This is a genomic window from Desulfobacteraceae bacterium (assembly GCA_022340425.1).
In the GTDB taxonomy this organism is placed as follows: Bacteria; Desulfobacterota; Desulfobacteria; order Desulfobacterales; family JAABRJ01; genus JAABRJ01.
In genome coordinates this window covers 36,709-60,437 of the sequence record JAJDNY010000135.1, presented here as the reverse complement: position 1 = coordinate 60,437, position 23,729 = coordinate 36,709, and the positions used below count along the sequence as shown (strand labels likewise).

The following is a 23,729-nucleotide window of genomic DNA, read 5'->3' as shown; positions in this document are numbered from 1 at the left end:
AACCGATCACGATACGTGGCGGGTGGTCTACCGCAGGTCGTCGATTGTTTCCGTCATGAGAGCCCGGCTCGCCAAGCCAGTTCAAGCATCAGCCCGCTTCAGGCATGCAGCGCCTCCAGCGCAGAGATCAGCTTACTGGCCGTCTTTTGGGCATCACCCAAGAGCAGAATGGTTTTTGGGCTTTCGTAAAGGGGATTGTCAACGCCCGAATAACCGGGCTTCGAATCCAAGTTGCAGACGATAACGGTCTTGGCCGCGTGCGCCATCAGGATCGGCATGCCGGAAATCGGGGTACCCGGCACATCGATGGCCGCGGGGTTAACCACGTCGCAGGCCCCGAAGATCAGCGCCACGTCGGTTTCTTCAAACATAGGGTTGACGGTGTCCATTTCCAGCAGGTTTTCGTAATCCACCTCGGCCTCGGCCAGGATGACGTTCATGTGGCCGGGCATCCGCCCCGCCACGGGGTGGATGGCGAATTTGACAGCGGCGCCCCGCTTTGCAAGCATCGCCGCCAATGCCGCGACTTTGAATTGCGCCTGGGCCAGGGCCATCCCGTAACCGGGAACGATCACCACCGTTTTGGCGTATAAGAGGGCGTCGCACGCGGCGGCCAGAACATCCCCGGCGGCCACCGCAGCGGGGTGAACAATCACGGGCTTTTCATCTGTCAGGGCCTCCAAAATGCGGTGGAGGGTTTCCTTGGCATCACCCGTCAGCAGGAGCGTGTGGGGTTTCTCATAGAGCGGGTTTTTGACCCCCGAATAGCCGGGCTGGTCATCGTAATTGCAGCAAGTGACATGTCGCGCTTCATGGGTCAGCAGGATCGGCATGCCCGTGATGGGGGTGCCCGGCACATCGATGGCCGCCGGGTTGACCACGTCGCAGGCCCCGACGACCAGCGCCAGATCGGTGGCCTGGAACTCGGGGTTGATCTCCTCCATCTCCACCAGAAGATCGTAGTCGACCCCGGCTTCGGCCAGCAGCACATTCATGTGTCCGGGCATTCTCCCCGCCACCGGGTGAATCGCGTATCTGACCCGCTTGCCCATCTCGGCCAATTTATTGGCCAAGGCCACCAACTCCCCTTGGGCCTGGGCGAGCGCCATGCCGTAGCCCGGGACAATGATGATTTTTTTGGCATCGCTCAGAACGGCAAGCGCTTGCTCCAGCTTTGAGCCGTCGGCGCGCTGACTGTCGGCGGGGGAAACCGGTGGGTTTGGCAAACCGGCCGCCGCTGGTTCGGTTCGACCTTGGGCAACGATTTTCGGTTGACGGCTGTCGGGAACGAATATTCGCAAAAGATTGCGATTCATCGCCCGGCACATCAGGTGGGTTAGGATCGAGCCGGAGGCCGCCACGGTGGCGCCGAAGGCGATCAGCAGCTGATTTCCGATCACCATCCCGCAGAGCGCCGCCGCCAACCCCGTGTTGGCGTTTAAAAATGAAATCAAGACCGGCATGTCCGCGCCGCCGATGCGAATCGAAAACAGTACCCCAAAGACGGCCGCAAGTACGATCTGGAAAATCAGCAGGTACAATCTGACCACAATCGGCACATTGAGCGACCACAGGCCGATGGCCGCCATGGCGACCAGCGTGGCGAGCACCAGCACGCCGTGAGCGGGCAGCACCTGGGGGGGCTGCCGCATCTTACCCGCCAGTTTGGCCGCTGCCACCATGCTGCCGCTGAAGGTCAGGGCACCGATGGCCAATCCCAGGACCCCCGAAAATTCGTTCACAAATTCCAGGGAATCGGCCCGGCGCATCAGTTCCACCAGTGACACCAAAACGGCCGCCATGCCGCCGGCGCCATTTTGCACCGCCACCATGGCGGGAATCTGAATCATGCTGACCGCCCTGGCCACGGCATATCCGCCTGCGCTGCCGATCAGCAGCGAGATCACCACCGTTGCCGGGTCGACAACTCCGCTGCGCCACAAAACCAGGACAAATGCGCACAACAGCGCAAATGCCGCCGTCAGGTTGCCGAATTTAGCGCCACGGGGCGTCCGAAATTGCCAGATCCCGATAGCCAGAAAGGCGATCACCACCAGGTCCAGAACCAGATCGAGGACGTAACGGGTCTCGGTCATCGGGTCTCGGTCTCGGCCTCTTTTTCTTTGAAGAGCCTGAGCATGCGATCCGTAATGGCAAACCCGCCGACGACATTGAAGGCCGCGGCCACAATGGCGAGGCCGGCAAGAATCCTTTCAACCGCGGTCGTCGGAACCGAAAACAGAATCAGGGCGCCCAGCAGGGTAACGGCGGAAACAGCATTCGTCATGGACATCAAGGGGGTGTGCAGGAGGGTTGGAACGCGGGAGATCAGGACATAGGCGACAAAAAAGTAGAAAAGAAAAACCCCGCTCAAAAACAAAAGATTTTCCATACAAAGCCTCCCGACAGGCATCACTGCACGTAATGAAAACCCATCGCCTTAAGGGCGCCTTCAAAAACAATTTTACCCTGGTAGGTCACAAGGGATTCCTTGGCGATTTCGTCATCCAAATCGAGGGTGCCCACTCCGTTTTTGAAAAGATTGGCCACATAGTGGTACATGTTGTTGGCGTACAACCAACTGGCATGGACGGCCATTCTGCCCGGAATGTTCTGGATGCCGCAAATGTGGACGCCTTCTTTTTGAACAAACTCCCCAGGCTCCGTGGCCGCACAGTTGCCCCCCTGATCGATGGCGATATCCATGATCACCGCATCCCGCTTCATCACCCGCACCATTTCCGCGGTGATCAGAATCGGTGCGACCTCACCTGGCACCAGGGCGCTGAGGACCACAACGTCAGCCTCCTCTAGCAAGGGCTTCATCACATTGCGCTCGATTTCCAGCCATTCGGCTTCCAGGGACTTTGCATACCCGCCTTTGCCCACCGCCAGTTCTTGGGGAATATCGAATGGCGCCACTTTGGCCCCCAGACTTTCGGCCTGGGTGCAGGCTTCTTTGCGAATATCCAGGGCCTTGACGACCCCTCCCAACCGTTTGGCGGTGGCAATCGCCTGAAGGCCGACAACCCCCGCGCCGACGACCAAGAATTGGGCCGGCTTGACGGTGCCGATGGCGGTGGTGATCATGGGCACGAACTTGGGCAGGCGATTGGCGGCCACCAGCACAGCCTTGTAGCCGGTGACGGTGCTCATCGAAGACAAGGCATCCATTCTCTGGGCCCTGGGAATGCGCGGAATGCCATCCATGGTGAAGGCGGTGATGTTCTTATCCCGCAGCACGCGGACCATGTCGTGATTACCATGCGCTGCCGGGTGCAGAAAGGTGATCAGAATACTGCCGTCTTTGAGCATCCGGGCTTCGTGCCGATCAATGGCATCGTTGAAGACCGGTTGTTTGACTTTTAAGATGATGTCCGAATCGGAAAAAAGTTTTTGAACATCGGAGATTATGACCGCCCCCGCATTTTGGTATTCTTCATCGCTTCTTCCGACGCCCTCCCCCGCTGCGGATTCGACCGCCACGCTGAAACCCATCTGGATATACTTTAGGACCGTCTCGGGGGTGGCGGCGACTCTTTTTTCTTCCGGCAGTATTTCTCTGGGTATTCCGATTCGCATGGTGCCTCCTTTCCTCAAGCTTCCAGCCCAGATTTGAAGAAAGGCGCTGGTGTGGTCGCGTTATTTTCCAAAAACCATGTTCTCGGTTTTTTCCGGAGGCGAAAATCGCCCCCACCGGCAGCACCATCATCAAACTGTTCGCAGTGCAAAATCGGAATACCCTCCCGAAGGCTGTTTCTCAGAGACAGACAAGCCCAGCGGTGATTGCAGGTAAAGCATAAACCAAAGTTTCTAATCGTATTGGTCATCATGCTAGTGTTCCTTTTTTGATATCAAGAGCAGGCGTTTGACTTCACCCTGAAGCCGCTCAGGCCAACGCCTGGTTGCATTCTTGGAGGGCTTTTTCAAAAATCGGCGGCTGGGGTGTTTTGCAAAGCTTTTCAATTATTTTTCGACTTTTCAGATTCAACTCCGGCCGCACCTCGCTTTCACCGTTTTTTAAAAATTGCATCAGGGCGCCGCTCGCCATAATTCTTGCCTCGTAGTAGGTGTTGTCATCTGCGAGGATGCTGAGAACTTGTCCAATCAGTTCATCGGTCGGTGCTTCAATTTGATCCAAGCGCTTCAGGACTTCCTCCCGAAGGCGCCAGTTGCCCTTGTAGTTCAGTATCCGCACCAAACCGCGCTGGCATTCCGCCAAACGGCCGTTTCGTGACAGCTCATCGAGAAGTTCGAGGGCCTCTCCCCAATCCTGAAGATTTCCAAAAGGATCATCCGACATGACAAATCTCCTCTCCGGTCTGCTCAATTGCATCCGCGAATCATCCGCTGTCCGCGAAAGCTCGGTTTCAAAGGCTTTCCTCTTTGAGATAGCGGCGATATCTCTTCAACTGGGCCGCTGTGTAGCGCTGGATGCAGCGGTCCTCTGCGGGGTCAACGTCATCCAAAGACTCAAACAGATGCTGCTCGAGTTGTTTGACCCTTCCCTCGGGGGTGATCAGCATGAAATCGGTTTCCCGGGCATCATTCTCGTCGAGAACGATAAAAAATTTACCGGAAGCTTTGTTTTTCACGAGTCTCATCGAAAGCACCTCCAGAAATGCGATTATTTCAGGTTATACACCGATGACCGGACTCGGCGTCTTTTGCGGTTTTGCCGCAGATTACAGCAAAAAAAATACCACCCTGCCCAATAAGGTGATAACTAATTGGAAATAAATGAAATTTTTTGTTTTTAAACAAAATCCACAGGCTGACCGCTGGGAATTAAGCGCCCGCCTTTGAGTGGCGGTTTAACTTACAACAATCTAAATTAATTACTTTTTTAGGATATGAGCGTTTTCGCCCCGATAGGGGCGGTTCAGGCACTCATGGGGCGGTTATTTTGCGGAAAAGGGCGCGGCGGGATATGCCCAGTAATCTGGCGGCTTTGGTGCGGTTCCCGCCTGCTTCTCGAAGAGCTCGTAAAATCAAGGACTTTTCCAGCTGCTGGACGGCTTCGCGCAGATCAAGGGCGGCTGTGATGGGGGCCGTTGAAGGCTGTTGGCCCGGGGAGAGAAACTCAAGCTGGCCGAGGGTGGCGTAACGCTGCAGGACGTTGCGCAGCTCGCGGACATTGCCGGGCCAGTCGTAGTCCATCAAGGCGTCCATGATGGGTCCGGCGATCCTGATGGAATCAGCGGGCGGCCGCATCTTGCGCAAAAAATGCTCCACCAGCAGGGGGATGTCCTGGCGCCGCTCGCGCAAGGGGGGCAGCTGGATCTGGATCACCTGGATCCGGTAGAAAAAATCATCGCGCATCTCGCCTTTGACAACCCTGTCGGCCAGTGGGGCATTTGAGGCCGATATGATGCGGAAATCGGACAAAATGGCCTCCGTTCCGCCTACCGGCCGATAGCCGCCGCCCTCGATCGCCCGCAGGAGCTTGGCTTGCATACCGGGGGTCAGATCCCCGACCTCATCGAGAAACAGGGTTCCGCCCGCGGCCATATCCAGGTAGCCCGGGGAATCGGCGTGGGCGCTTGAAAAGGCCCCCTTGCGATGGCCGAAAAATTCGCGTTCGAAAAGGGTCTCCTGGATGGCCCCACAGTTGACCGCCACAAAGCGCGCCTTTTTGCGGTGGCTGTGGTCGTGGATCGCACGGGCCACAAGCTCTTTGCCGGTCCCGGATTCGCCGAAAATTGCGACACTGGCATCGGTTGCGGCCGCTTTCAGAATCAGCTCGTAGACCGTTTGCATGGCCGCCGAGCGGCCCAGGATTTCTCCAAGCCGGTAGCGATCGCTCAACGAGGCGCGCAACACGCGGTTTTCGCGGTCCAACAGGTCGGCCATCTTCTCTGCGGCCACCTGCTGCTCCTTGATCTCGGTGATGTCCTTGAATGTGGAGAGCAGTGCCGGCAGGCCTTTCAGGGTGATGGGACTGTGGCAGACCTGAATCCAGCAAGTGGCGCCATCCCGGGCCAAGCGGTGCACGTTCTCCACCCGGGTCGTGGGGTCATCTGCCGCAGAGCCGGCGTACAGGCAGGCAATGTCATCGGCTGCACCGACTGCCGGGGCGCTCACAAGCCCACCGATCAGGGCCTCCGCCAGCGGGACGTTGAACATCCCGCAAAACGCCGGGTTGACATAGCGGAAGCGCCCATCCTGAACCAGCGCGACCCCTTCGGCGACCTGCTCGGTGAGCACCCTGTAGCGGGCTTCGCTTTCTTTCAGGGCTTCTTCTGAGCGCTTCAGCCAGAGTACTTTACTCAAGCGTTCCCCGATGGCCCTAAGCAGCCTTTGCTCCTCCTCCAGAAACGGGCCCGCAGGGTTTTCAGGAGGCGCCTCAAGGTAGAAAACATCCACTCCCCCGACGGGCTGGTCGTTGAGTATGATCGTGGTACTTTGACGCCAAGGGGTGGTCTTGAAATTTCGGGAGGTGTATTCCTGGCCGTCCAGAAGGATTCGCGCACAGGCGTTTTGGGGATACTGCCAGGCCGCCGGTATTAGTTCAACGGCCCGCTGCATGATCCAGGAAAGGGATACCCCGTGATTTTCCAGCAGATTTGAGATGCCGTAAAGGCAATTGAGTTCTTTGATGCGCTCGGCAAGCGGATGGGAGGCCGCAAAAACGGACGCAGCGCAGTCGGCGCCTGCATCCGGCGGAATTTCCGGCCGGGTTCGCTGCGGGGATGACATATCATTGGTGTCTTTGAAATCCATGCTCACACCCGGGCCGAACGGCGCGTGCACCTGCTGCAGGTGACCCCGAAAAGCCAGGGATGGCCGCTGCGGCCTGTTTCGAACCAATGGGCGCCCGGGTTGCGCCCCGGCTTAAATCTCCCAGCAAAAAAGGTCTACAGTCCCTTTTTTTCCAGCCACCGGAAGAGCAGCAAGGCGCCTGCGATGAAAAGCGGAATGATGACCCAGTGGTTGATGCCGAGAACCTCGGGCATGGTGATGCGCCCAAAATCCCCCCAGGTGTAAACCGTTTGCTTCAACGCGGGGTAGGCTTCGGCAAACAGGCCGGCCCCCACGATCATCCCCAAAATCCCCCAGACCGCATCCCAGCGGCCTTCGCCCAGGGCGCCCATGGAGGTTCCCGGGCAATACCCTAAAAGGCCCCAGCCGATACCGAACACAAGGCCGCCGATGATGACGGGCCCCAAGACCGTGGCCTTGATGGAGAGCTTGGCAAGACCCAGGTCATGGAGAAGATAAACCCCCACCATCCCGACCATCACACTGGAGAGCATGAATTTGACGATGGTCATGTCCAGCAGACGCAGGGCGCCGAGTTGTTTATCATAGCGCAGGACACGCCCCTTCTGGAGCAAAAAACCGAAGAGCAGACCGGTCACCAGCCCGTAGACAAGCATCTTCATCGGTCACCTCCACCATAGACGATGCGGGCCACGACCATCCCGCCGATAAAAAAGCAGACCAAGGCGATAAAACCACTGACAGCCAGTTGAAGCGAACCGCTCAACCCGTGCCCGCTCGGTCACCCATCGGCCAGGCGCGCCCCGAACATCGCCACCACGCCGCCCACAAAGGCCACGAGAGCACGCCGGGCGGTGCTGCCGCGGCCAAAGCGCGCAGCCCACATATCGGGAACGGCCTGCAGCTTGAATGCGCCCGAGGTGACCGCCGCGATGGCCGACCCGAGCAAAATACCCACCATGAACATCCACTGCCAGTCGATCTTGGGCACGGTCTTGACGAAATAGGCCATCTGAGCCACCCGCTCCGGTCCGAAAAGCTGCTCGATCATACCGGCAGTGCGCACAAATGAGGTGGATGCACCCAAAAATTGCCCGGCGAACCAGACCGACAAAACGCCCACCACACCACTCAATGCCCCTGCCAGATAGGGGCTCCAGCCGCCATCCCGCTGCTTCATGTTGTGGCCTCCTTTGGTTTGGTCAAAACTTTGCCAGCATATTGTTTGGCCCCCTGGCCCCCAACCGGCGGTGCTCCAAGAGCTTGACTCGCCGGAGATGATGAGCCCGCGCCTTCAGGGGCCTTGATTGGCCGCGCTTAAAAACCTGGAAAACGCTTTGTTTGCGAAGAAAAAGGCTTACCGAGCCGGCTGCCAAAACCACAATGAGGAAATCTACTAAAACTATTTTACGACTCACAGGCTGGCTTGCCAAGCAAAATCGGACCGCTGGGCGGCTTTTCAAATCCAAATAGCGGATTCCCAACCATTGGGGCTTCCATTTCGCCCGGAAGGACCTATGTTTGGGTACGCGCTTAAGCGGGGATACAGCGCTCGGCCAAAAACAAAAACGGGCCAGGCTGGTCACCTGACCCGTTGGGTTTGTTTGGTGCCGAAGGGGAGACTCGAACTCCCACCGACGTACGTCGACTAGACCCTGAACCTAGCGCGTCTACCAGTTCCGCCACTTCGGCACGCGGGCGACCGCCAAAAGAAGGATTGATTTGGCGGTTAAGGTGTCTTATATATTTTTTTTTGGTTTTCCTGTCAAGCGCTAAAATCGACCTGGATCCGACCCATCATGCACCTTATAGAAGACCTTGAAAAAATTAAGGAACCTTTAAAAAACGCCGTGATTACGATCGGCAATTTCGACGGCGTGCATATCGGCCATCAGGCCCTGTTTCATGCGGTGATCGAAAAGGCCGACGCCATCGGCGGCACCTCGGTGGCCATGACTTTCGAGCCTCACCCCATCCGGGTGCTCAAACCCAACGGCCACCCTCCGCTGATCACGCTTTACCGGCAGAAGGTCGAACTGATCGCCAGCACGGGCATCGACATCCTGTTCGGCGTGCCTTTCACCCTGGAGTTCGCCGCCATCCCGGCCCGCCAGTTCGTCGAGGACCTTTTGGTAAAACGCATCGGCATGCGGGCCATCGTCGTCGGCAAGGACTATACCTTCGGCCGGGGCCGCAAGGGGAACCTGGCCATGCTTCAGGAACTCGGGCAAGCGCTGGGCTTCGAGGTCCTCGTCATGGACTGGATCGAAATGAACCACACGCTCCAGGGGCGCATCAGCAGCACCCGCATCCGCAAGCTGGTCATGGCCGGCAAGGTCGCCAAGGCCCGCTTCCTGCTGGGACGCCATTACCAGATCCGCGGCACCGTGGCCACCGGACGCGACCGCGGCGGCAAGCTGCTCGGCTGCCCGACGGCCAATATCAACCTCTACGACGAGCTCTGCCCCCAGACCGGCGTCTACGCCGTGACCGTCGAATGCCTGGGCGAGAAGTTCAAGGGCGTGGCCAACATCGGCTACAGCCCGACCTTCGACGACCACCTGTTCACCGTGGAGGTCCACCTCCTGGATTTCAGCGGCAACCTCTACGGCGAGGAGATCCGGGTGAACTTCATCGAGCGCATCCGGGACGAAAAAAAGTTCAACAGCATCGCCGAGCTCTCGGCCCAGATCCGGCAGGATGTCCAGACCGCACGCGGGCTGCTGAACCTGTAGAGGCCGCCTCGGACCGCCGACGGGCGGCCGCCGTCAATCCCCAAGGTAATTACCATGTCCACACCACTCCAAATATTGACCTATCCCGAAAAGTTTCTGCTCAAGCCCACCCAGCCGGTCAAAAACATCAACGGTGCGCTGCAGCAGCAGATCGACCGCATGGCCGAGACCATGTACGCGGCGCCGGGGATCGGCCTGGCGGCGATCCAGGTTGGCATCGACCAGAGTTTTCTGATCTACGACATCGCAGCCCAAGAGGGCGAACGCGCCCTGCAGGTTCTCATCAACCCGCGGATCGTAAACAAGGAGGGGGAGGTCCTGTCGGAAAACGAGGGCTGCCTCAGCGTGCCCGATTTCCGGGCGGATGTTTTGCGCGCCCGCACGGTCTTCGTCAAAGGTTACGACCGGGAGGGCAATGAGCTCGAAATCGAGGCCTCCGGGTTTCAGGCCATCGTCCTGCAGCACGAGATCGACCATCTGGAAGGCACGCTCTTTATCGAGCACATCAGCTCCCTCAAACGGCAGCTCTACAAGCGCCGCATCAAAAAACAGATGAAGCTGGCCTGACGTGAAAAAGCCCCTCGACATCATCTTCATGGGAACCCCGGCGTTTGCCGTACCGTCCCTGGAGGCCCTGGCCGCCGCCGGTCACCGGGTGCTGGCGGCGGTGACCCAGCCGGACCGCCCGGTGGGTCGCGGCCGCCAGCTGACTCCGCCCCCGGTCAAGCGCAGCGCCCAGCGGCTGGGCATCCCGGTGCTGCAGCCCGAAAAAATCCGCACCGAGGCGTTCGTCCGCGAAATGGCCGCGCTGGCGCCGGACGTCCTGGTGGTGGTGGCCTTCGGCCGAATTCTGCCGGCTGCGCTGCTCAACCTGCCACGTTTGGGGGCGGTCAACATCCACGGCTCGCTCCTGCCCCGCTATCGGGGGCCGGCCCCGATCCAGTGGGCGCTGATCAACGGGGACACCGTCACCGGGGTGACCGCGATGCTGATGGAGGAGGGTCTGGACACCGGCCCCACCCTCTGCGCGCGGGAGGTGGTGATCCGCTCGGAGGATACCTCGGCAACCCTTCACGACCGGCTGTCTGTGGCCGGCGCCGAACTGTTGATCACGGCCCTGGGAGGCCTGGCCAGCGGCACCCTGACCCCGGTGGCCCAGGACGACCGGCAGGCCACCTATGCCCCGCTGCTCGCCAAGAAAGACGGTCGGATTACCTGGCAAAAGTCCGCCCGGGAATTGGCCTGCTTCATTCGGGGGATGACCCCCTGGCCCGGTGCCTACACCTTTCATGGCGACCGGCGCCTCAAGATTTTCAGGGCGCAGCCCTTGGCGGCCGCAACCGACGAGACCCCGGGCCGCGTCCTTCCGGGATTCGAGGATGAGCTGCGGGTGGCAACCGGCGATGGGGTGCTGTCGATCCTGGAGATTCAGGGGGAATCCGGCAAGCGCCTCGCGATCCGGGATTTTCTGCGGGGCCACCACCTGCCGCCGGGCACCCTTCTCGCCTGACCGGCCCGACGCCCTTTACCCTCTGCCCCCCGGGACCTCGTCCCCCCAAGGGCCCGCCGATGTCAAACGACCCCCGCCAGACCGCACTGTGGACGCTGAACGCCCTGGAGGGCGCGACCACGACCCTCGACCGGATCATGGCGGCGGCCTTCGAGGCCGCGCCGCAGCTCGACCGCCGCGACCGGGCCCTGGCCAATGCCCTGGTCTACGGGGTCCAGCGCTGGCGCGGGCGACTGGACTGGATCATCGCCCACTTTTCAAGGACCCCCCTGGAGCGCATGGACCCGCCGATCCGCAACATCCTGCGCCTGGGTCTGTTTCAAATCGCCTTCATGGAGCGCATCCCGGTTTCCGCCGCGGTCAACACCGCCGTCGAACTGGCCAAACAGACCGCCGCCCCCTGGGCGGCACGGTTTGTCAACGGTGTGCTGCGAAACGCCGCCCGCGGCCTGGAGAACGTGCCTTTCCCGGAGCTTTCTGGCGACCCGGTGGGCGCCATCGCCGCCACCCGAGCCTTTCCCCGCTGGCTGGTCGAACGCTGGCTGCAGCGCTTCGGGTTGCAGGAGACCCTGGCCCTGTGCGATGCCGCCAACGCGATCCCGCCCATCACCCTGCGCACCAACACCCTCAAGACCTCCCGCGCCGCGCTGCTGGCGGCCCTGCAGTCCGCGGCCGAGGCACCCCAGCCGACCCTCTACGCCCCCGAGGGCATTCGCTGCGCCCGGCTCAGGGAGGCGCTGACCGAGCTGCCCCCCTTTCAGCAGGGCTGGTGCCAGGTCCAGGACGAGGCCGCCCAGCTGGTGACCCATCTGCTGGACCCCAGGCCGGGGGAGCGGGTGCTGGACGCCTGCGCCGGCCGGGGCGGCAAAACCGGCCATATCGCCCAGCGGCTGCGGAACCGAGGCCTCCTCGTGGCCCTGGACAACGACAATCTGCGGCTGGCGGAGCTCGCAGGAGAACTCCAGCGGCTGGGGGTCGGCTGTGCTGAAATTGTCCCCCACGACCTCGCCCAGCCGCCCAAAAACCTCACCCCCTGGTCCTTTGACCGCGTCCTGCTGGATGCGCCCTGCTCGGGCCTCGGGGTGCTGCGGCGCAACCCGGACACCAAATGGGCCGCCGAGCGCGCCGACCTGGGCCGCTTCGGCGAGCGCCAGCTGGGCTTTCTGAAAAACCTGGCGCCCCTGGTCAGGCCCGGCGGCCGGCTGGTGTACGCGGTCTGCAGTCTGGAGCCCGAGGAGACCGACGCGGTGGTCGCAGCCTTTCTGGATGCCGTCCCCGGCTTCGACCTGGCACGCTCCGCGGCGGACGGTCGCCTGGCGGCCGCCGGTCTGGTGGACGCCGCGGGGGCGTTGCGCACCCTGCCCCACCGCCACCACATGGACGGGTTCTTCGCCGTCGGCTTGAGGCGCCGGCGATGATGCCGCGGGTGCTCAAGTTCCTGGCCCTCACCGGGTTCTTTGTCGGCCTGGCTGGCGCCGGCGCCTACCTGGGCCTGACCCTCGTCATCCGCAGCCAGGACACGGTGGTGATCCCCGACTTGGTCGGCCGGCACGTGGTCTACGCCCTGGAGATTTTAAGCGACCTGGGTCTCAACACCCGCGTCAAGGGCTCCGAATTCAGCCCCGACGCCCCCAAGCACAGCATAATCTTCCAGGAGCCCCCGGCGGGGGCCGAGATCAAAAAGGGGCGCGACGTCCGCCTGATCATTTCCAAGGGCCCGGAAACCCTGGTGATGCCCAACCTCACGGGCCTTTCCAGCCAGCAGGCACGACTGATTCTGGAGGAAAACGGGCTCTGCCTGGGCCATCTCAGCTTGATCTTCGATCCGCGCATGTTCGCCGATGGCGTCCTGGCCCAGGTGCCCGCCCCCGGCAGCACCGTCCGCCACGACCGCTGCGCCGATCTGCTGGTCAGCGCCGGCCCCCGGCCGGCGGCGTATGCGATGCCGGATCTGACCGGACTGGGTCTGGACGATGCGATTCTGCTCTGCGAGCGCACCCATCTCAGCGCCGGAAGGGTGTCGGTGCGCTACGACCCCGACCAACCCCTCAACGTCGTGATCGACCAGAATCCGGCCAAGGGCTCGCGGGTGACCGCCGGCACCAGCGTCGCTCTGGTTCTCAACCGCCGCAGGTCCCCGGTGGACCCCACGGCTGCAGCGGAAACCGCCGAGGGACGCCTTTTTCGCTTCCGTCTGCCCGAGGGTTTTCTCAAGCGACGGGTGCGCGTCCACGCCAGCCTATACGGGATCGGCACGGACCTGGTGAACGACTATTTCCGGCCGGGCGAGGAAATCTGGCTCCTGGTGCCCGCCGAAGCCTACCCCAGCCTGGTGGTCTACCTGGATGAAGAGCCCGTCAAGGCCCGCCCCCTTGAGGACTGAAACCGACAGCCCGTGCTTGCTTTTTGGGCGCCGCAGGTGTTAACTGCCCCAACCGCGCGGCCGCAGCCCGAAGGCCGCGCCATCAAGATTTAGAGGAGATTGCCGAATGAAACTGATCGCCCCCTCGATCCTATCCGCCGATTTCAGCCGGTTGGGCGAGGAGATTCGTGCTGTTGAAGCCGCCGGCGCCGACTGGATCCACATCGACGTCATGGACGGCCATTTCGTGCCCAACATCACCATGGGTCCCCTGGTGGTGGCGGCGGTGCGGCGGGTGACCCAGCTGCCCCTGGACGTCCACCTGATGATCGACGCCCCGGAGCGCTACATCACCGACTTCGCCCGCGCCGGGGCAGACTTGATCGCCGTGCAGGTCGAGGCCTGCGTCCACCTCCACCGCAGCATCCAGCTCATCCGCGAGGCGGGCGTCAAGGCCGGCGTGGTCCTCAACCCGGCCACGCCCCTGACGGCGTTGGAATGGGTCCTGGAGGCGGTCGACTTCGTCCTGGTGATGAGCGTCAACCCCGGCTTCGGCGGGCAGCAGTTCATCCAATCCAGCCTGGAAAAAATCACCCGGCTGCGGAGGATGATCCAGTCCCGCGGGCTTTCGACCCTCATTCAGGTGGACGGCGGCGTCAACGCCGGCACCATCGCCGCGGTTGCCGCCGCCGGCGCCGATGTGTTCGTCGCCGGCTCGGCGATCTTCGGCAGTCCGGACTACGCGGCCACCATCGCCGAGCTGCGGCACCTGATGGGCCCGTAGACCCCGGCGGCCGCCGGGGGTTGTGCTTGACAGGCTGAGCCGTTTTTCATATTCTTTTCGAGCGGATGCCGGAATTCACCGCCGTCGCACCCATCCGGCACCGACGGTGGCCGACGCCGCCGGGAGGAGGTTTTATGGCGCGCCTCAAGGACCTGCTGGGCAAGACGGAGTTCCATATTTTTCTTTTCTGCCTTTTTTTCCTGCTCTTCAACTGGCCCCTGCTGACCATCCTCGAGAAGACCCGGCCGCCGGTCGGTTTTCTCTACCTCTACCTGACATGGTCCGCCCTGGTGGTGGTCTTGGCGCTGATCGCCCGCCACTGCCGGCGGTCGCCCGCCGACCGCGACCCCCCACCGGTGCCGAGGCAATAGCCATGTTCGATCCGCTGGTCGCCATGCTCGTATTTCTGCTCTACGCCGGGGCCCTTTTCCTGGTGGCCCTGTGGGCCGAGCGCTGCGCCAGAGCCGGAAGAAGTCCCGCCAACAACCCCTGGGTCTACGCCCTCTCGCTGGCGGTCTACTGCACCGCCTGGACCTACTATGGCAGCGTCGGCATCGCGGCCTCCTCGGGGCTGCTCTTTCTCACAGTCTACCTGGGGCCCACCCTGGGCATCATCCTCTGGTGGAAGGTGCTGCGGCGGATGGCGCTGATCAAATCCCATCACCACATCACCAGCATCGCGGACTTCATTTCGGCCCGCTACGACAAATCCGAAACCCTGGCCGCACTGGCCACCCTGCTGGCCCTGTTTGCGACCATCCCCTACGTTTCGCTGCAGCTCAAGGCGATCATCAGCACCTTTGCCCTGATCACCTCCCCGGGCCAGGGATTTTCCGCCTGGATCGGCGGCCACGTGGGCCCCATCGTGGTGGCGCTGATGATCCTCTTTACCATCATTTTCGGGGTTCGGCGGCTGGACCCCACCGAGCGCCACGACGGGATGGTGATGGCCCTGGCGGTGGAATGCGGCGTCAAGCTGGCAAGCCTCCTTGTGGCGGGGGTTTTCGTGACCTATTTTCTCTACGACGGCTTCGGTGACCTTTTCCAACGGCTGGCGGAGAGCCCCCATCACAGCCTGTTCGCCCTCAGCGGCCGCGCCGCCTCGCCCTACCTGTTGTGGGCCACCTACATCGTGCTGGCCATGTCCGCCAGCCTGTTTCTGCCCCGCCAATTTCACGTGGCGGTGGTGGAAAACCCAAACCCGGATTTTATCTCCTCGGCGATGTGGATCTTTCCGGTCTACATGCTGCTGATCAACCTCTTTGTTCTGCCGATTGCCGCCGCGGGCCTGCTGCAGGGCCTGCCGGCCATGGGGGCCGACACCTTCGTTCTGGATCTGCCACGCGATCACGGCAAACCCTGGATGGTGATGCTGGTCTTTATCGGCGGTTTTTCGGCCGCCACCGGCATGATCATGATCAGTTCGGTCACCCTCTCCACGATGCTCACCAACCACCTGCTGCTGCCGCTGGTCCGCTGGGTGCCCTGGCTGGGTTTTTTGCGGCGCCACCTGCTGCGCTGCAAGTGGACGGCCGTAGGGCTGGTGCTGATCCTGAGCCACGGCTTCGAGCGTTTGATCGGCCAAACCTTCATGCTGGCCAATATCGGCATGATCTCATTTGCGGCGGTCTTCCAGTTCGCCCCGGCCATCGTGGGCGGCATGTTCTGGCGCCAGGCCAACAAATGGGGCGCACTGGCCGGGCTGAGCGCGGGGTTCGCGACCTGGCTCTACACTCTGCTGCTGCCGGCCCTGATCCGAGTCGGCTGGTTTTCGCCCGGCATCCTGGAAAACGGGCCATGGGGGCTTGCGGCCCTCAACCCCGAGAGTCTCTTCGGTCTGCGAGGACTGCCGGCGCTCTCCCACACGCTTTTCTGGTCCATCCTTTTCAATCTCGGGGCCTACGTGCTGGTGTCGCTCTGGCGCGAGCAGGGCCCCAGCGAAAAGCGGCTGGCGCTGGCCTTTACCGGCGAAGGCCCGGACGCGGGCCTGCCCCCTGACCGGGAGCGCCACACAGCCAGCATCGACCTGGCGGCCAAACGCCTGGAAATCGAAAAGGTCCTCCAGCGCTACATGGAGGAAACCGAAGCCCAATCGATTCTCGCCCGCTGCCTGGCGGCCTGCCGCCTGGAAGGGCAAGCGCAGATCACCATCATCGATCTCATCAAGCTCCACAGCGAGGTGGAAAAATCTCTGGCAGGCGCCATCGGCGCCCCCGCCGCCCACAAGGCCCTCACCAGCTCGGCGGTCTTCACGCCCCAGGAGTCCGTGGAACTCAGCGAAGTCTACACCGAAGTTCTCGCCAGCCTGCGCATTTCCCCCGAGGAGCTTTACGCCAAGCTTGATTATTATCGTGAAAAGGAAAACCTGCTGACCAACCACGCCGCCGAGCTTCAGGAGTACAGCAAGGCGCTTGAGCTGCGTATCCTCGAGCAGGAGAAAACCGAGGCGGCCCTGGCGGAAAGCGAGGCAAAATACCGCAGCATATTCGAAAACGCCCCCGAAGGCATATTCCAGGTGACCCCCGATGGACAGATGATCAGCGCCAGCCCCGCGATGGCGACAATTCTCGGCTACGGCTCGCCCGCCGAGCTGATCGACGCCCTGGAAAGGCTGGGCAAAGCGGTCTACGTCACCCCCGCCGACCATGAGACCCTGATGGCGCGCCTGACCAGCGAAGGCGTCGTCACCGACTTCGAGTGCCAGCTCAGGCGCCGGGACGGCAGCCCCGTCTGGACCGCCATCCGGGCGCGGGCGGTGCGCGCCGCCGACGGCGGCCTTCTGCTGATCGAGGGATTTCTGCAGGACATCTCCCTGCGCAAGCGCTCCGAGGCCGCCCTGCAGGAGGCTTATCGCGACATGGAGCAGCGAGTGGCCGACCGCACCGCCGAACTGCAGGCCGCCAACCGCGAACTACTGACCGCAAAGGAAACCGCGGAGGCCGCCACCCGCGCCAAGAGCGACTTTCTGGCCAACATGAGCCATGAGATCCGCACCCCCATGAACGGCGTCATCGCGGCGGCGGAACTGGCCCTGAACGACGCGCTTTCCCCCAAGACCGCCCATTTCCTGAAGATCATCCACAGTTCGGCGATTTCGCTGCTGGGCATCATCAACGACATCCTGGACTTCTCCAAGATCGAGGCCGGCAAGCTGGACCTGGAGGCCGGCCCGTTCAACCTCGAAAACGCCCTGGATGGCGTCACCGGCATGTTTCTGAGCAAGGTGGCCGAAAAAGAGCTGGAACTGGTCGTGGCCATCCAGCCCGGGACCCCCACCGAGCTGGTCGGCGACGCCCTGCGCCTGCAGCAGGTCCTCAAGAACCTTCTGGACAACGCCATTAAGTTCACCGAGAAAGGCGGGGTGGTCGAACTGGACGTCGGTTCGACTGAAGGCGAGCCCGATGTGCTGCAGTTTCATGTTCGGGACACCGGGGTGGGCATCGCCCCCGAATACCGCCGCGCCCTGTTCAACCCCTTCACCCAGGCGGACGCCTCGATCACCCGCAAATACGGCGGCACCGGACTGGGACTCAGCATCTGCCGGCAGTTGGTTAAAATCATGGGGGGCACCATCGGGGTCGAGAGCACCCCGGGGGCGGGCAGCGTCTTTCACTTCACGGCCCGTTTCAAACAGCGCCTTGCGGTGGCCTCCGCCGGGCTGCCGCGGGCGCTCGCCGGCCTGCGCCTGCTGCTGGTGGATGACTGCCCGGCAGTCCTGGCGGCACTGAAAACCACGGCCAGCGCCTGGGGCCTGCAGGTGGAGACCGCCGCTTGCGGGCCGGACGCCGTAAAACGGCTCCAAACGGCGGCAGCAGCGGGCGAACCCTTCGACCTTGTCCTGCTGGATCAGAAAATGCCGGGGATGGACGGTCTTGCCACCGCCCGCCGGATCCGCACCGAAATCGCCCCCCCGGTGCCGCTGCTGCTGCTGGCGGCCTATGACCGCAACAACGACCGCAGCGCTGCAATGGCCGCCGGCATCAACGGCTTCGTCGCCAAGCCGGTCTACCCCACCCTGCTGCTCAACGCCATCCTGACCCTCTGCGGGGAACCCGACAGCGGCGATCGCCTTGCCGCCCCAAGCCCGCCCGCAGCGGACGAAAGCCTGCTGGAGGGTGCGCACATCCTGGTGGCCGAAGACACCCCCACCAGCCAGGAAATCGCGCGCGCGGTCCTGGAGGAGGCCGGGGCCATCGTGGAAATCGCCCCGGACGGCCGCCAGGCCGTTGCCGCCGTCAGCCGCAGGCGCTTCGACGCCGTCCTGATGGACGTTCAGATGCCGGTCATGGACGGCCTGGAGGCCACCTCCCGCATCCGCCAGGACCGGCGCCACGCCGGATTGCCCATCGTGGCCATGACCGCCCATGCCCTCAAGGGCGACGAGGAGCGCTGTCTTGCGGCCGGGATGAACGCCTACATCGCCAAACCGGTCAGCCGCGACACCCTCTACACCGTTCTGGGAAAGCTCCTGAAAGGCCGCAGCGGCCCTTCAGGGCGCCTCCCAGGGACCCAACGCCCGGGGGCGGGCGCCCTGCCGGACTGGTTGCCCGGTCTGCAGATCGGCGCGGCCCGAAGTGCACTGGGCCTGGATGCCGCAACTTTCCGCGGCATCCTGCAGCGTTTTGCGCGCGACAGTGCTGAAAACGCCACCCGCATCGAAGCCGCCCTGGACGCTGAAGACCGGCCGGCCCTGCGCCAGAACGCCCATGCCCTGCGGGGCAGCGCGGCGGCCATCGGCGCCGCTGAATTGGCGGCAGCCGCCCGCGAACTGGAAACCGCGGCGGCCGACCCGGCAAGCGACGCCGCAGATTTCGGTGCGCGCTTCAAACGCCTCCAGGCGGCCTTCGACCAGGTGCACCGGTCCCTGGAGAGCCTGGCGCATCCCACGGAAGCGGAGACGGCCGAGGTATCCGGCCGAACCTGCGATCCGGCCGTGCTGCGACCGTTGCTCGCCGCGATCCAGGAAGGCCTCGAAAACGCCGACCCACAGGCCATCCGGCACGCCCTCAACGCCCTGCACGAACATCTGGACCCCGACACCTGGCATGAACTGGACGACTGCATCACTGCCTATGAATACGACCGCGCCCTGGTGGTCCTGCGGGCCGCCGCGGCGGACCTGACCGCGCTTGAAACCAGCGAAGGAGAAGATCTTGCAGAACCGTGATTCCCTGGTGCTGATCGTTGACGACAACGCCACCAATATCGACCTGCTGGTGAACACCCTCAAGGAGGACTACCGTCTGGGGATCGCCAAAAACGGACCCAAGGCCCTGGAGTACGCCGCACGCCACCACCCGGACCTGATCCTGCTGGATATCATGATGCCGGAGATGAACGGCTACGAAGTCTGCGGCCGCTTGCAGCAGGACCCGGAAACCAGCGAAATCCCCGTGATCTTCATCACCGCCCTGGACGAACCGGGTCACAAGACCCACGGCTTCGAAGTCGGCGGGGTCGACTATGTCACCAAACCGTTTCACGCCGCGGAGGTCAAGGCCCGGGTGCGCACCCACCTGACCCTCCGGCAGATGCGCCGGGATCTCAGCAACCAGAACGTCGTGCTGGAAAAAAAGGTCAACGAAAAAACCGCCGAACTTCAGGAAATGCTCAACGCCACGGTCAAAACCATGGCCTTCGCCCTTGAAATGCGCGACCCATATACCGCCGGCCACCAGCAGCGGGTGGCGCACCTGGCCTGCGCCATCGCCGAAAAGCTGGCGCTCTCCCAGGAACAGATCCAGGCCATCCGCTTTGCCGGGATTCTGCACGATATCGGTAAAATCCGCATTCCGACCTCGATCCTCAACCGCCCCGGCCGGCTGCTGGACGTGGAGATGGAGTTGATCAAGCTGCATCCCCAGGTGGGCTTCGAGATCCTCCAAAACATTCCGGCCCCCTGGCCCCTGGCGGAAATCGTCCACCAACATCACGAACGGCTGGACGGCTCGGGCTACCCCCGGGGCTTGAAAGGCGACCAGATTCTGCGCGAGGCCACCATCCTGACCGTCTCCGACGTCGTAGAAGCCGGCAGTTCCTTCCGCCCCTACCGACCGGCCCGCGGCCTGGACGTGGCCCTGGAGGAAATCACCACGCACCGCGGCGTGCGCTACACGCCCGATGCGGTCGACGCCTGCCTGGAGCTTCTTCAGAAGGAAGGCTTCAGGATTGAACCATCCGAGCGCCGCAGCGCCGGCCAGTTGGAAGAAAAGCGCCTGGAAGGAAAACGGCAAGAATGAACAGACGGCGTTGCACAACCCTCCTCATCGGTTTTCTCCTTCTGGCAGCGACATTTGTTTCGGCTCCAGGCGCCCGCGGCGAAGAGACCCCGCAGCAGGTCCTGATCGGCGTGCTGGCCAAACGCGGCGTCGATCGCTGCTTGGAAAAATGGTCCCCCACTGCGGACTACCTCTCCAGCCAAATACCCGGCAAACGGTTTGTCATCGTCCCGCTGGAGTACGATCAGATTTTCGATCCCTTCCGTCTGGAGCCGCTTAATTTTATCATCTGCAACCCCTCGGTTTACGTCGATCTGGAAATCGAATACGGCGCCATGCGGATCGCCACCCTCAAGAATCTTCATGCCGGCAGAAGCTTCACCCGATACGGTGGCGTGATTTTCACCCGCCAGGAGCGCAGCGACATCCGACGCCTGGAAGACCTCAAGGGCAAGTCCTTCATGGCGGTGGAGGAGCACTCCCTGGGGGGCTGGCACGCGGCCTGGCGCGAGTTGGCCGCCCGCGGCATCGACCCCCGGCGGGATTTGAAGAACTTCCACTTTGCCGGCACCCACGACGCCGTTGTGCTGGCGGTGCGCGACGGATTGAGCGACGCCGGCACGGTGCGCACCGACACCCTGGAGCGGATGCAGACCGAAAACAAGATCGATCTCGATGACTTTTTTATCATTCCCGTGGACGGGGTCACCCACGAGAACCTGCCCTTTGTCGCCTCCACCCGCCTGTACCCGGAGTGGCCGATCGCCAAAATGGGCCGAACCTCCGATGAACTGGGCGTGGCCGTTGCCATCGCCCTGCTCCAGATCACGCTCGACAACCCGGCGGCCGTTGCCGGGCGCTACGCCGGCTGGACCATCCCGCTGAACTACCAGGACGTCCACGATCTCCTGCGGGAGCTTAAGATCGGGCCTTACCGGGACCTGGGCAAGATCACTTTTGCCGACGTGCTCAAAAAATACTGGTACTGGCTGGAGTTGATCGCCGCCGGCTTTCTGATCCTGGCGGGCTTCACCGTGACCATTATGAAGCTCAACCGGCGGCTGAAGACCTCGCACTTCCGCCTGGAGGCCGAAGTCGGCGAGCGGCGCCTGGTGGAGAAACGCCTGATCCAGGCCCGGGACCAGGCCGAGGCCGCCACCCGCGCCAAGAGCGAGTTTCTGGCCAATATGAGCCACGAGATCCGTACCCCCATGAACGGCGTGATTGCGGCCGCCGAGCTGGCCCTGAGCGAAAAACTGCCCGAACGGGCCGCCCACTACCTCGAAATCATCCACACCTCCGCCTATTCCCTGCTGGGGATCATCAACGACATCCTGGATTTTTCCAAGATCGAGGCCGAAAAAATGGCCCTGGAAGCCCGCCCCTTCATGCTGGACGAGATCCTGGACAACGTGGTGGACGTCTTCCACAACAAGGTGGCCGAGAACCGGATCGAACTTTTGGTGGATATCGACCCCGGTGTTCCCAGGACGCTGGTGGGCGATCCCCTGCGCCTGCAGCAGATCCTCACCAACCTAGTCAGCAACTCCGTCAAGTTCACCGACAAAGGCGGCGTGATCCTGGTGGGTCTGGTTCCGGCGGAAACCACCGAAGAGCGGGTTTTTCTGAAGTTTTTCGTCAAGGACACGGGCATCGGGATCGCACCGGAGTACCTGCCGCTGCTGTTTCAGTCCTTCAGTCAGGCCGACGCTTCCTCCACCCGCAAATACCAGGGCACCGGCCTGGGACTTGCGATCTGCAAGCAGCTGGTGCAGATGATGGGCGGCACCATCTGGGTGGAAAGCGAGCTGGGCAAGGGCAGCACGTTTTATTTCACCGCCGGCTTCGAACGCTGCGCCGGCCCGCCACCGCCGAAGTTCGTGCCGCCGGCCGACATCCAGGGACTCAACGTGCTGGTGGTGGACGACTGCAACGACAGCCTCGTGATCATGCAGAAGATGCTGGAGAGCTTCGGGTTTGCGGTCCAAACCGCGGACTCGGCCGAGGAGGCCCTGGAGCGCCTCGGGGCTGAGCCGGGCGCTGAAGGACCCTTCGACCTGGTCCTGATGGACTGGAAGATGCCCGGGATGGATGGCATCGCCGCCGCCCGACGCATCCGCCGCGACCTCAAGCGCGATACCGTCATCATCCTGATGACCGCCTTCGAGGACCAGAGCGTCCGCAACGCGGCCCAGCGGGAGGGCATCAACGGTTTTCTGGCCAAGCCCATCTACCAGTCGGAGCTGTTCAACGCGGTGATGGACGCCTTCGGCAAAACCGCCGCCAAAAGCGAAACCACGCGCACCCGCTTCACCACCCGGGCCTCCATCTACAAAGAGCGCCTGCGGGGCTTTCGGGTCCTTCTGGCCGAGGACAACCCCACCAACCGCGAGATCGCAACCGCGGTTCTGGAATCCGCCGGCATCCAGGTGGAAACCGCCGCCAACGGCCGCGAAGCGGTCGATGCGGTTCAGGCCGGCGCTTTCGAGGCCGTTCTGATGGACATCCAGATGCCCGAAATGGACGGCTTCGAAGCCACCCGCGCGATCCGCGCGATCCCCGCCGTGGGGCAGATCCCGATCATCGCCATGACCGCCCACGCCATGAAAGGCGACGAGGAAAAATGTCTGGCAGCCGGGATGGACGGCTACGTCTCCAAACCCATCAATCAGGACCGCCTCTTTCACACCCTCTGGCGCACCATCAAACGGCCCGCCACACAGCTCGCCTGCCCGCTGCCGAAACCCGTCCCGGCGCCGGATGCGAGCGCCGCCGCGCCCCCGCCCTCAGCCGGCCCGCTGCCCGACAGCCTGCCGGGGATCGAGGTCCGCAAGACCCTGGAGACCCTCAGCATCGACCCGGCCACCTTCCGCCGGATCCTGATCGGCTTTGCCGAGCACAATGCCGCAACGGCCGCCGCCCTGGAGGACCTGCGGGCGGGCGGCGACCACGACGCCCTGCGCCAACTGGCCCACAGCATCAAGGGCAGCGCCGCCAATATCGGTGCAACCCGGCTCTCCACAGCCGCACGCGAGTTGGAGAAAACCCTGGCGGCCGGCCAGACGCCGGACCCGGTGACCCTTTCGGCCCTCACGGACACCGTGGGTACGCACCTGGCCGAGGTGTTGGCCGGAATCGCCACCATCTCACCGGCGCCGGCGGCGGCCGGCGGCGAAGGCCCGGCGGCCGACCCGGCCGAACGGCAGGCGAAATTGGACGGGCTGGCCGAGGCGCTCCAACTGGCGGACCCCGAAACCATCCCGCCGCGCTTCGCCGCCGCGCGCGCCTATCTGCCGGCCGAGCTGGCCGCCGAGCTGGCGGCGAGTATCGCGGCCTACGAATACGACAAGGCCCTGGAGCGGCTGCGCAGCCTGCCTGCAGAGGCCTCCTGAAAGAG

Annotated in this window: 19 protein-coding genes and 1 tRNA gene; 10 read left to right on the top strand and 10 right to left on the bottom strand. The window is 62.9% G+C overall.

What is annotated here, in order from left to right; all coding sequences use genetic code 11:
- Positions 1–98: 98 nt before the first annotated feature.
- The 10 genes from LJE63_11550 to LJE63_11505 form a co-directional block, all read right to left on the bottom strand.
- The gene (locus tag LJE63_11550) at positions 99–2,096 is read right to left on the bottom strand and encodes an NAD(P)(+) transhydrogenase (Re/Si-specific) subunit beta (protein MCG6907240.1); all 1,998 of its coding nucleotides are present in this window, start codon (positions 2,094–2,096) and stop codon (positions 99–101) included.
- Positions 2,093–2,392, bottom strand: coding sequence for an NAD(P) transhydrogenase subunit alpha (locus tag LJE63_11545; GenBank protein ID MCG6907239.1), 300 nt, complete (start codon positions 2,390–2,392; stop codon positions 2,093–2,095). The genes LJE63_11550 and LJE63_11545 overlap by 4 nt, the downstream gene beginning before the upstream one ends.
- A gap of 20 nt (positions 2,393–2,412) precedes the next feature.
- Complete coding sequence (locus LJE63_11540) at positions 2,413–3,582, bottom strand: NAD(P) transhydrogenase subunit alpha (protein ID MCG6907238.1); 1,170 nt, start codon at positions 3,580–3,582, stop codon at positions 2,413–2,415.
- Positions 3,583–3,596: 14 nt separating this feature from the next.
- Positions 3,597–3,833, bottom strand: coding sequence for a hypothetical protein (locus tag LJE63_11535; protein MCG6907237.1), 237 nt, complete (start codon positions 3,831–3,833; stop codon positions 3,597–3,599).
- A 56-nt stretch (positions 3,834–3,889) separates the two neighbouring features.
- Entirely contained in the window at positions 3,890–4,303 is a 414-nt protein-coding gene (locus LJE63_11530; GenBank protein MCG6907236.1) for a hypothetical protein, read from the bottom strand.
- A gap of 67 nt (positions 4,304–4,370) precedes the next feature.
- Positions 4,371–4,604: a hypothetical protein gene (locus tag LJE63_11525; GenBank protein MCG6907235.1), complete on the bottom strand. Its 234-nt coding sequence runs from the start codon at positions 4,602–4,604 to the stop codon at positions 4,371–4,373.
- Between the two features lie 286 nt (positions 4,605–4,890).
- Complete coding sequence (locus LJE63_11520; protein ID MCG6907234.1) at positions 4,891–6,723, bottom strand: sigma 54-interacting transcriptional regulator; 1,833 nt, start codon at positions 6,721–6,723, stop codon at positions 4,891–4,893.
- A gap of 134 nt (positions 6,724–6,857) precedes the next feature.
- Positions 6,858–7,385 (bottom strand): YeeE/YedE family protein, encoded by a 528-nt coding sequence (locus tag LJE63_11515; protein MCG6907233.1) that lies wholly within the window; start codon positions 7,383–7,385, stop codon positions 6,858–6,860.
- Positions 7,386–7,504: 119 nt separating this feature from the next.
- Positions 7,505–7,903 (bottom strand): YeeE/YedE family protein, encoded by a 399-nt coding sequence (locus LJE63_11510; GenBank protein ID MCG6907232.1) that lies wholly within the window; start codon positions 7,901–7,903, stop codon positions 7,505–7,507.
- A gap of 425 nt (positions 7,904–8,328) precedes the next feature.
- Positions 8,329–8,415: transfer RNA gene (locus LJE63_11505), tRNA-Leu, on the bottom strand.
- Positions 8,416–8,522: 107 nt separating this feature from the next.
- Here LJE63_11505 and LJE63_11500 point away from each other — a divergent pair.
- From LJE63_11500 to LJE63_11455, 10 genes are all read left to right on the top strand, one after another.
- Entirely contained in the window at positions 8,523–9,458 is a 936-nt protein-coding gene (locus LJE63_11500; GenBank protein MCG6907231.1) for a bifunctional riboflavin kinase/FAD synthetase, read from the top strand.
- Positions 9,459–9,512: 54 nt separating this feature from the next.
- Positions 9,513–10,025: a peptide deformylase gene (gene def, locus LJE63_11495; protein ID MCG6907230.1), complete on the top strand. Its 513-nt coding sequence runs from the start codon at positions 9,513–9,515 to the stop codon at positions 10,023–10,025.
- A gap of 1 nt (position 10,026) precedes the next feature.
- On the top strand, positions 10,027–10,968 hold the full coding sequence (gene fmt / locus LJE63_11490; protein ID MCG6907229.1) for a methionyl-tRNA formyltransferase: 942 nt from the start codon (positions 10,027–10,029) through the stop codon (positions 10,966–10,968).
- 59 nt (positions 10,969–11,027) lie between these two features.
- On the top strand, positions 11,028–12,386 hold the full coding sequence (gene rsmB / locus LJE63_11485) for a 16S rRNA (cytosine(967)-C(5))-methyltransferase RsmB (GenBank protein MCG6907228.1): 1,359 nt from the start codon (positions 11,028–11,030) through the stop codon (positions 12,384–12,386).
- Complete coding sequence (locus LJE63_11480) at positions 12,383–13,351, top strand: PASTA domain-containing protein (protein ID MCG6907227.1); 969 nt, start codon at positions 12,383–12,385, stop codon at positions 13,349–13,351. The genes rsmB and LJE63_11480 overlap by 4 nt, the downstream gene beginning before the upstream one ends.
- A gap of 106 nt (positions 13,352–13,457) precedes the next feature.
- Positions 13,458–14,114, top strand: a complete 657-nt coding sequence (rpe, locus tag LJE63_11475) for a ribulose-phosphate 3-epimerase (protein MCG6907226.1) — start codon at positions 13,458–13,460, stop codon at positions 14,112–14,114.
- A 134-nt stretch (positions 14,115–14,248) separates the two neighbouring features.
- Positions 14,249–14,485 carry a hypothetical protein gene (locus LJE63_11470; protein ID MCG6907225.1) on the top strand — a complete coding sequence of 79 codons (237 nt, stop codon included), beginning with the start codon at positions 14,249–14,251 and terminating at the stop codon, positions 14,483–14,485.
- Between the two features lie 2 nt (positions 14,486–14,487).
- Entirely contained in the window at positions 14,488–19,281 is a 4,794-nt protein-coding gene (locus LJE63_11465) for a response regulator (protein MCG6907224.1), read from the top strand.
- Positions 19,268–20,353, top strand: a complete 1,086-nt coding sequence (locus tag LJE63_11460; GenBank protein ID MCG6907223.1) for a response regulator — start codon at positions 19,268–19,270, stop codon at positions 20,351–20,353. Before LJE63_11465 ends, LJE63_11460 begins: the two co-directional genes overlap by 14 nt.
- A complete protein-coding gene (locus LJE63_11455; GenBank protein MCG6907222.1) occupies positions 20,350–23,724 on the top strand; it encodes a response regulator in 3,375 nt (1,124 codons plus the stop codon). Before LJE63_11460 ends, LJE63_11455 begins: the two co-directional genes overlap by 4 nt.
- Positions 23,725–23,729 lie beyond the last annotated feature (5 nt).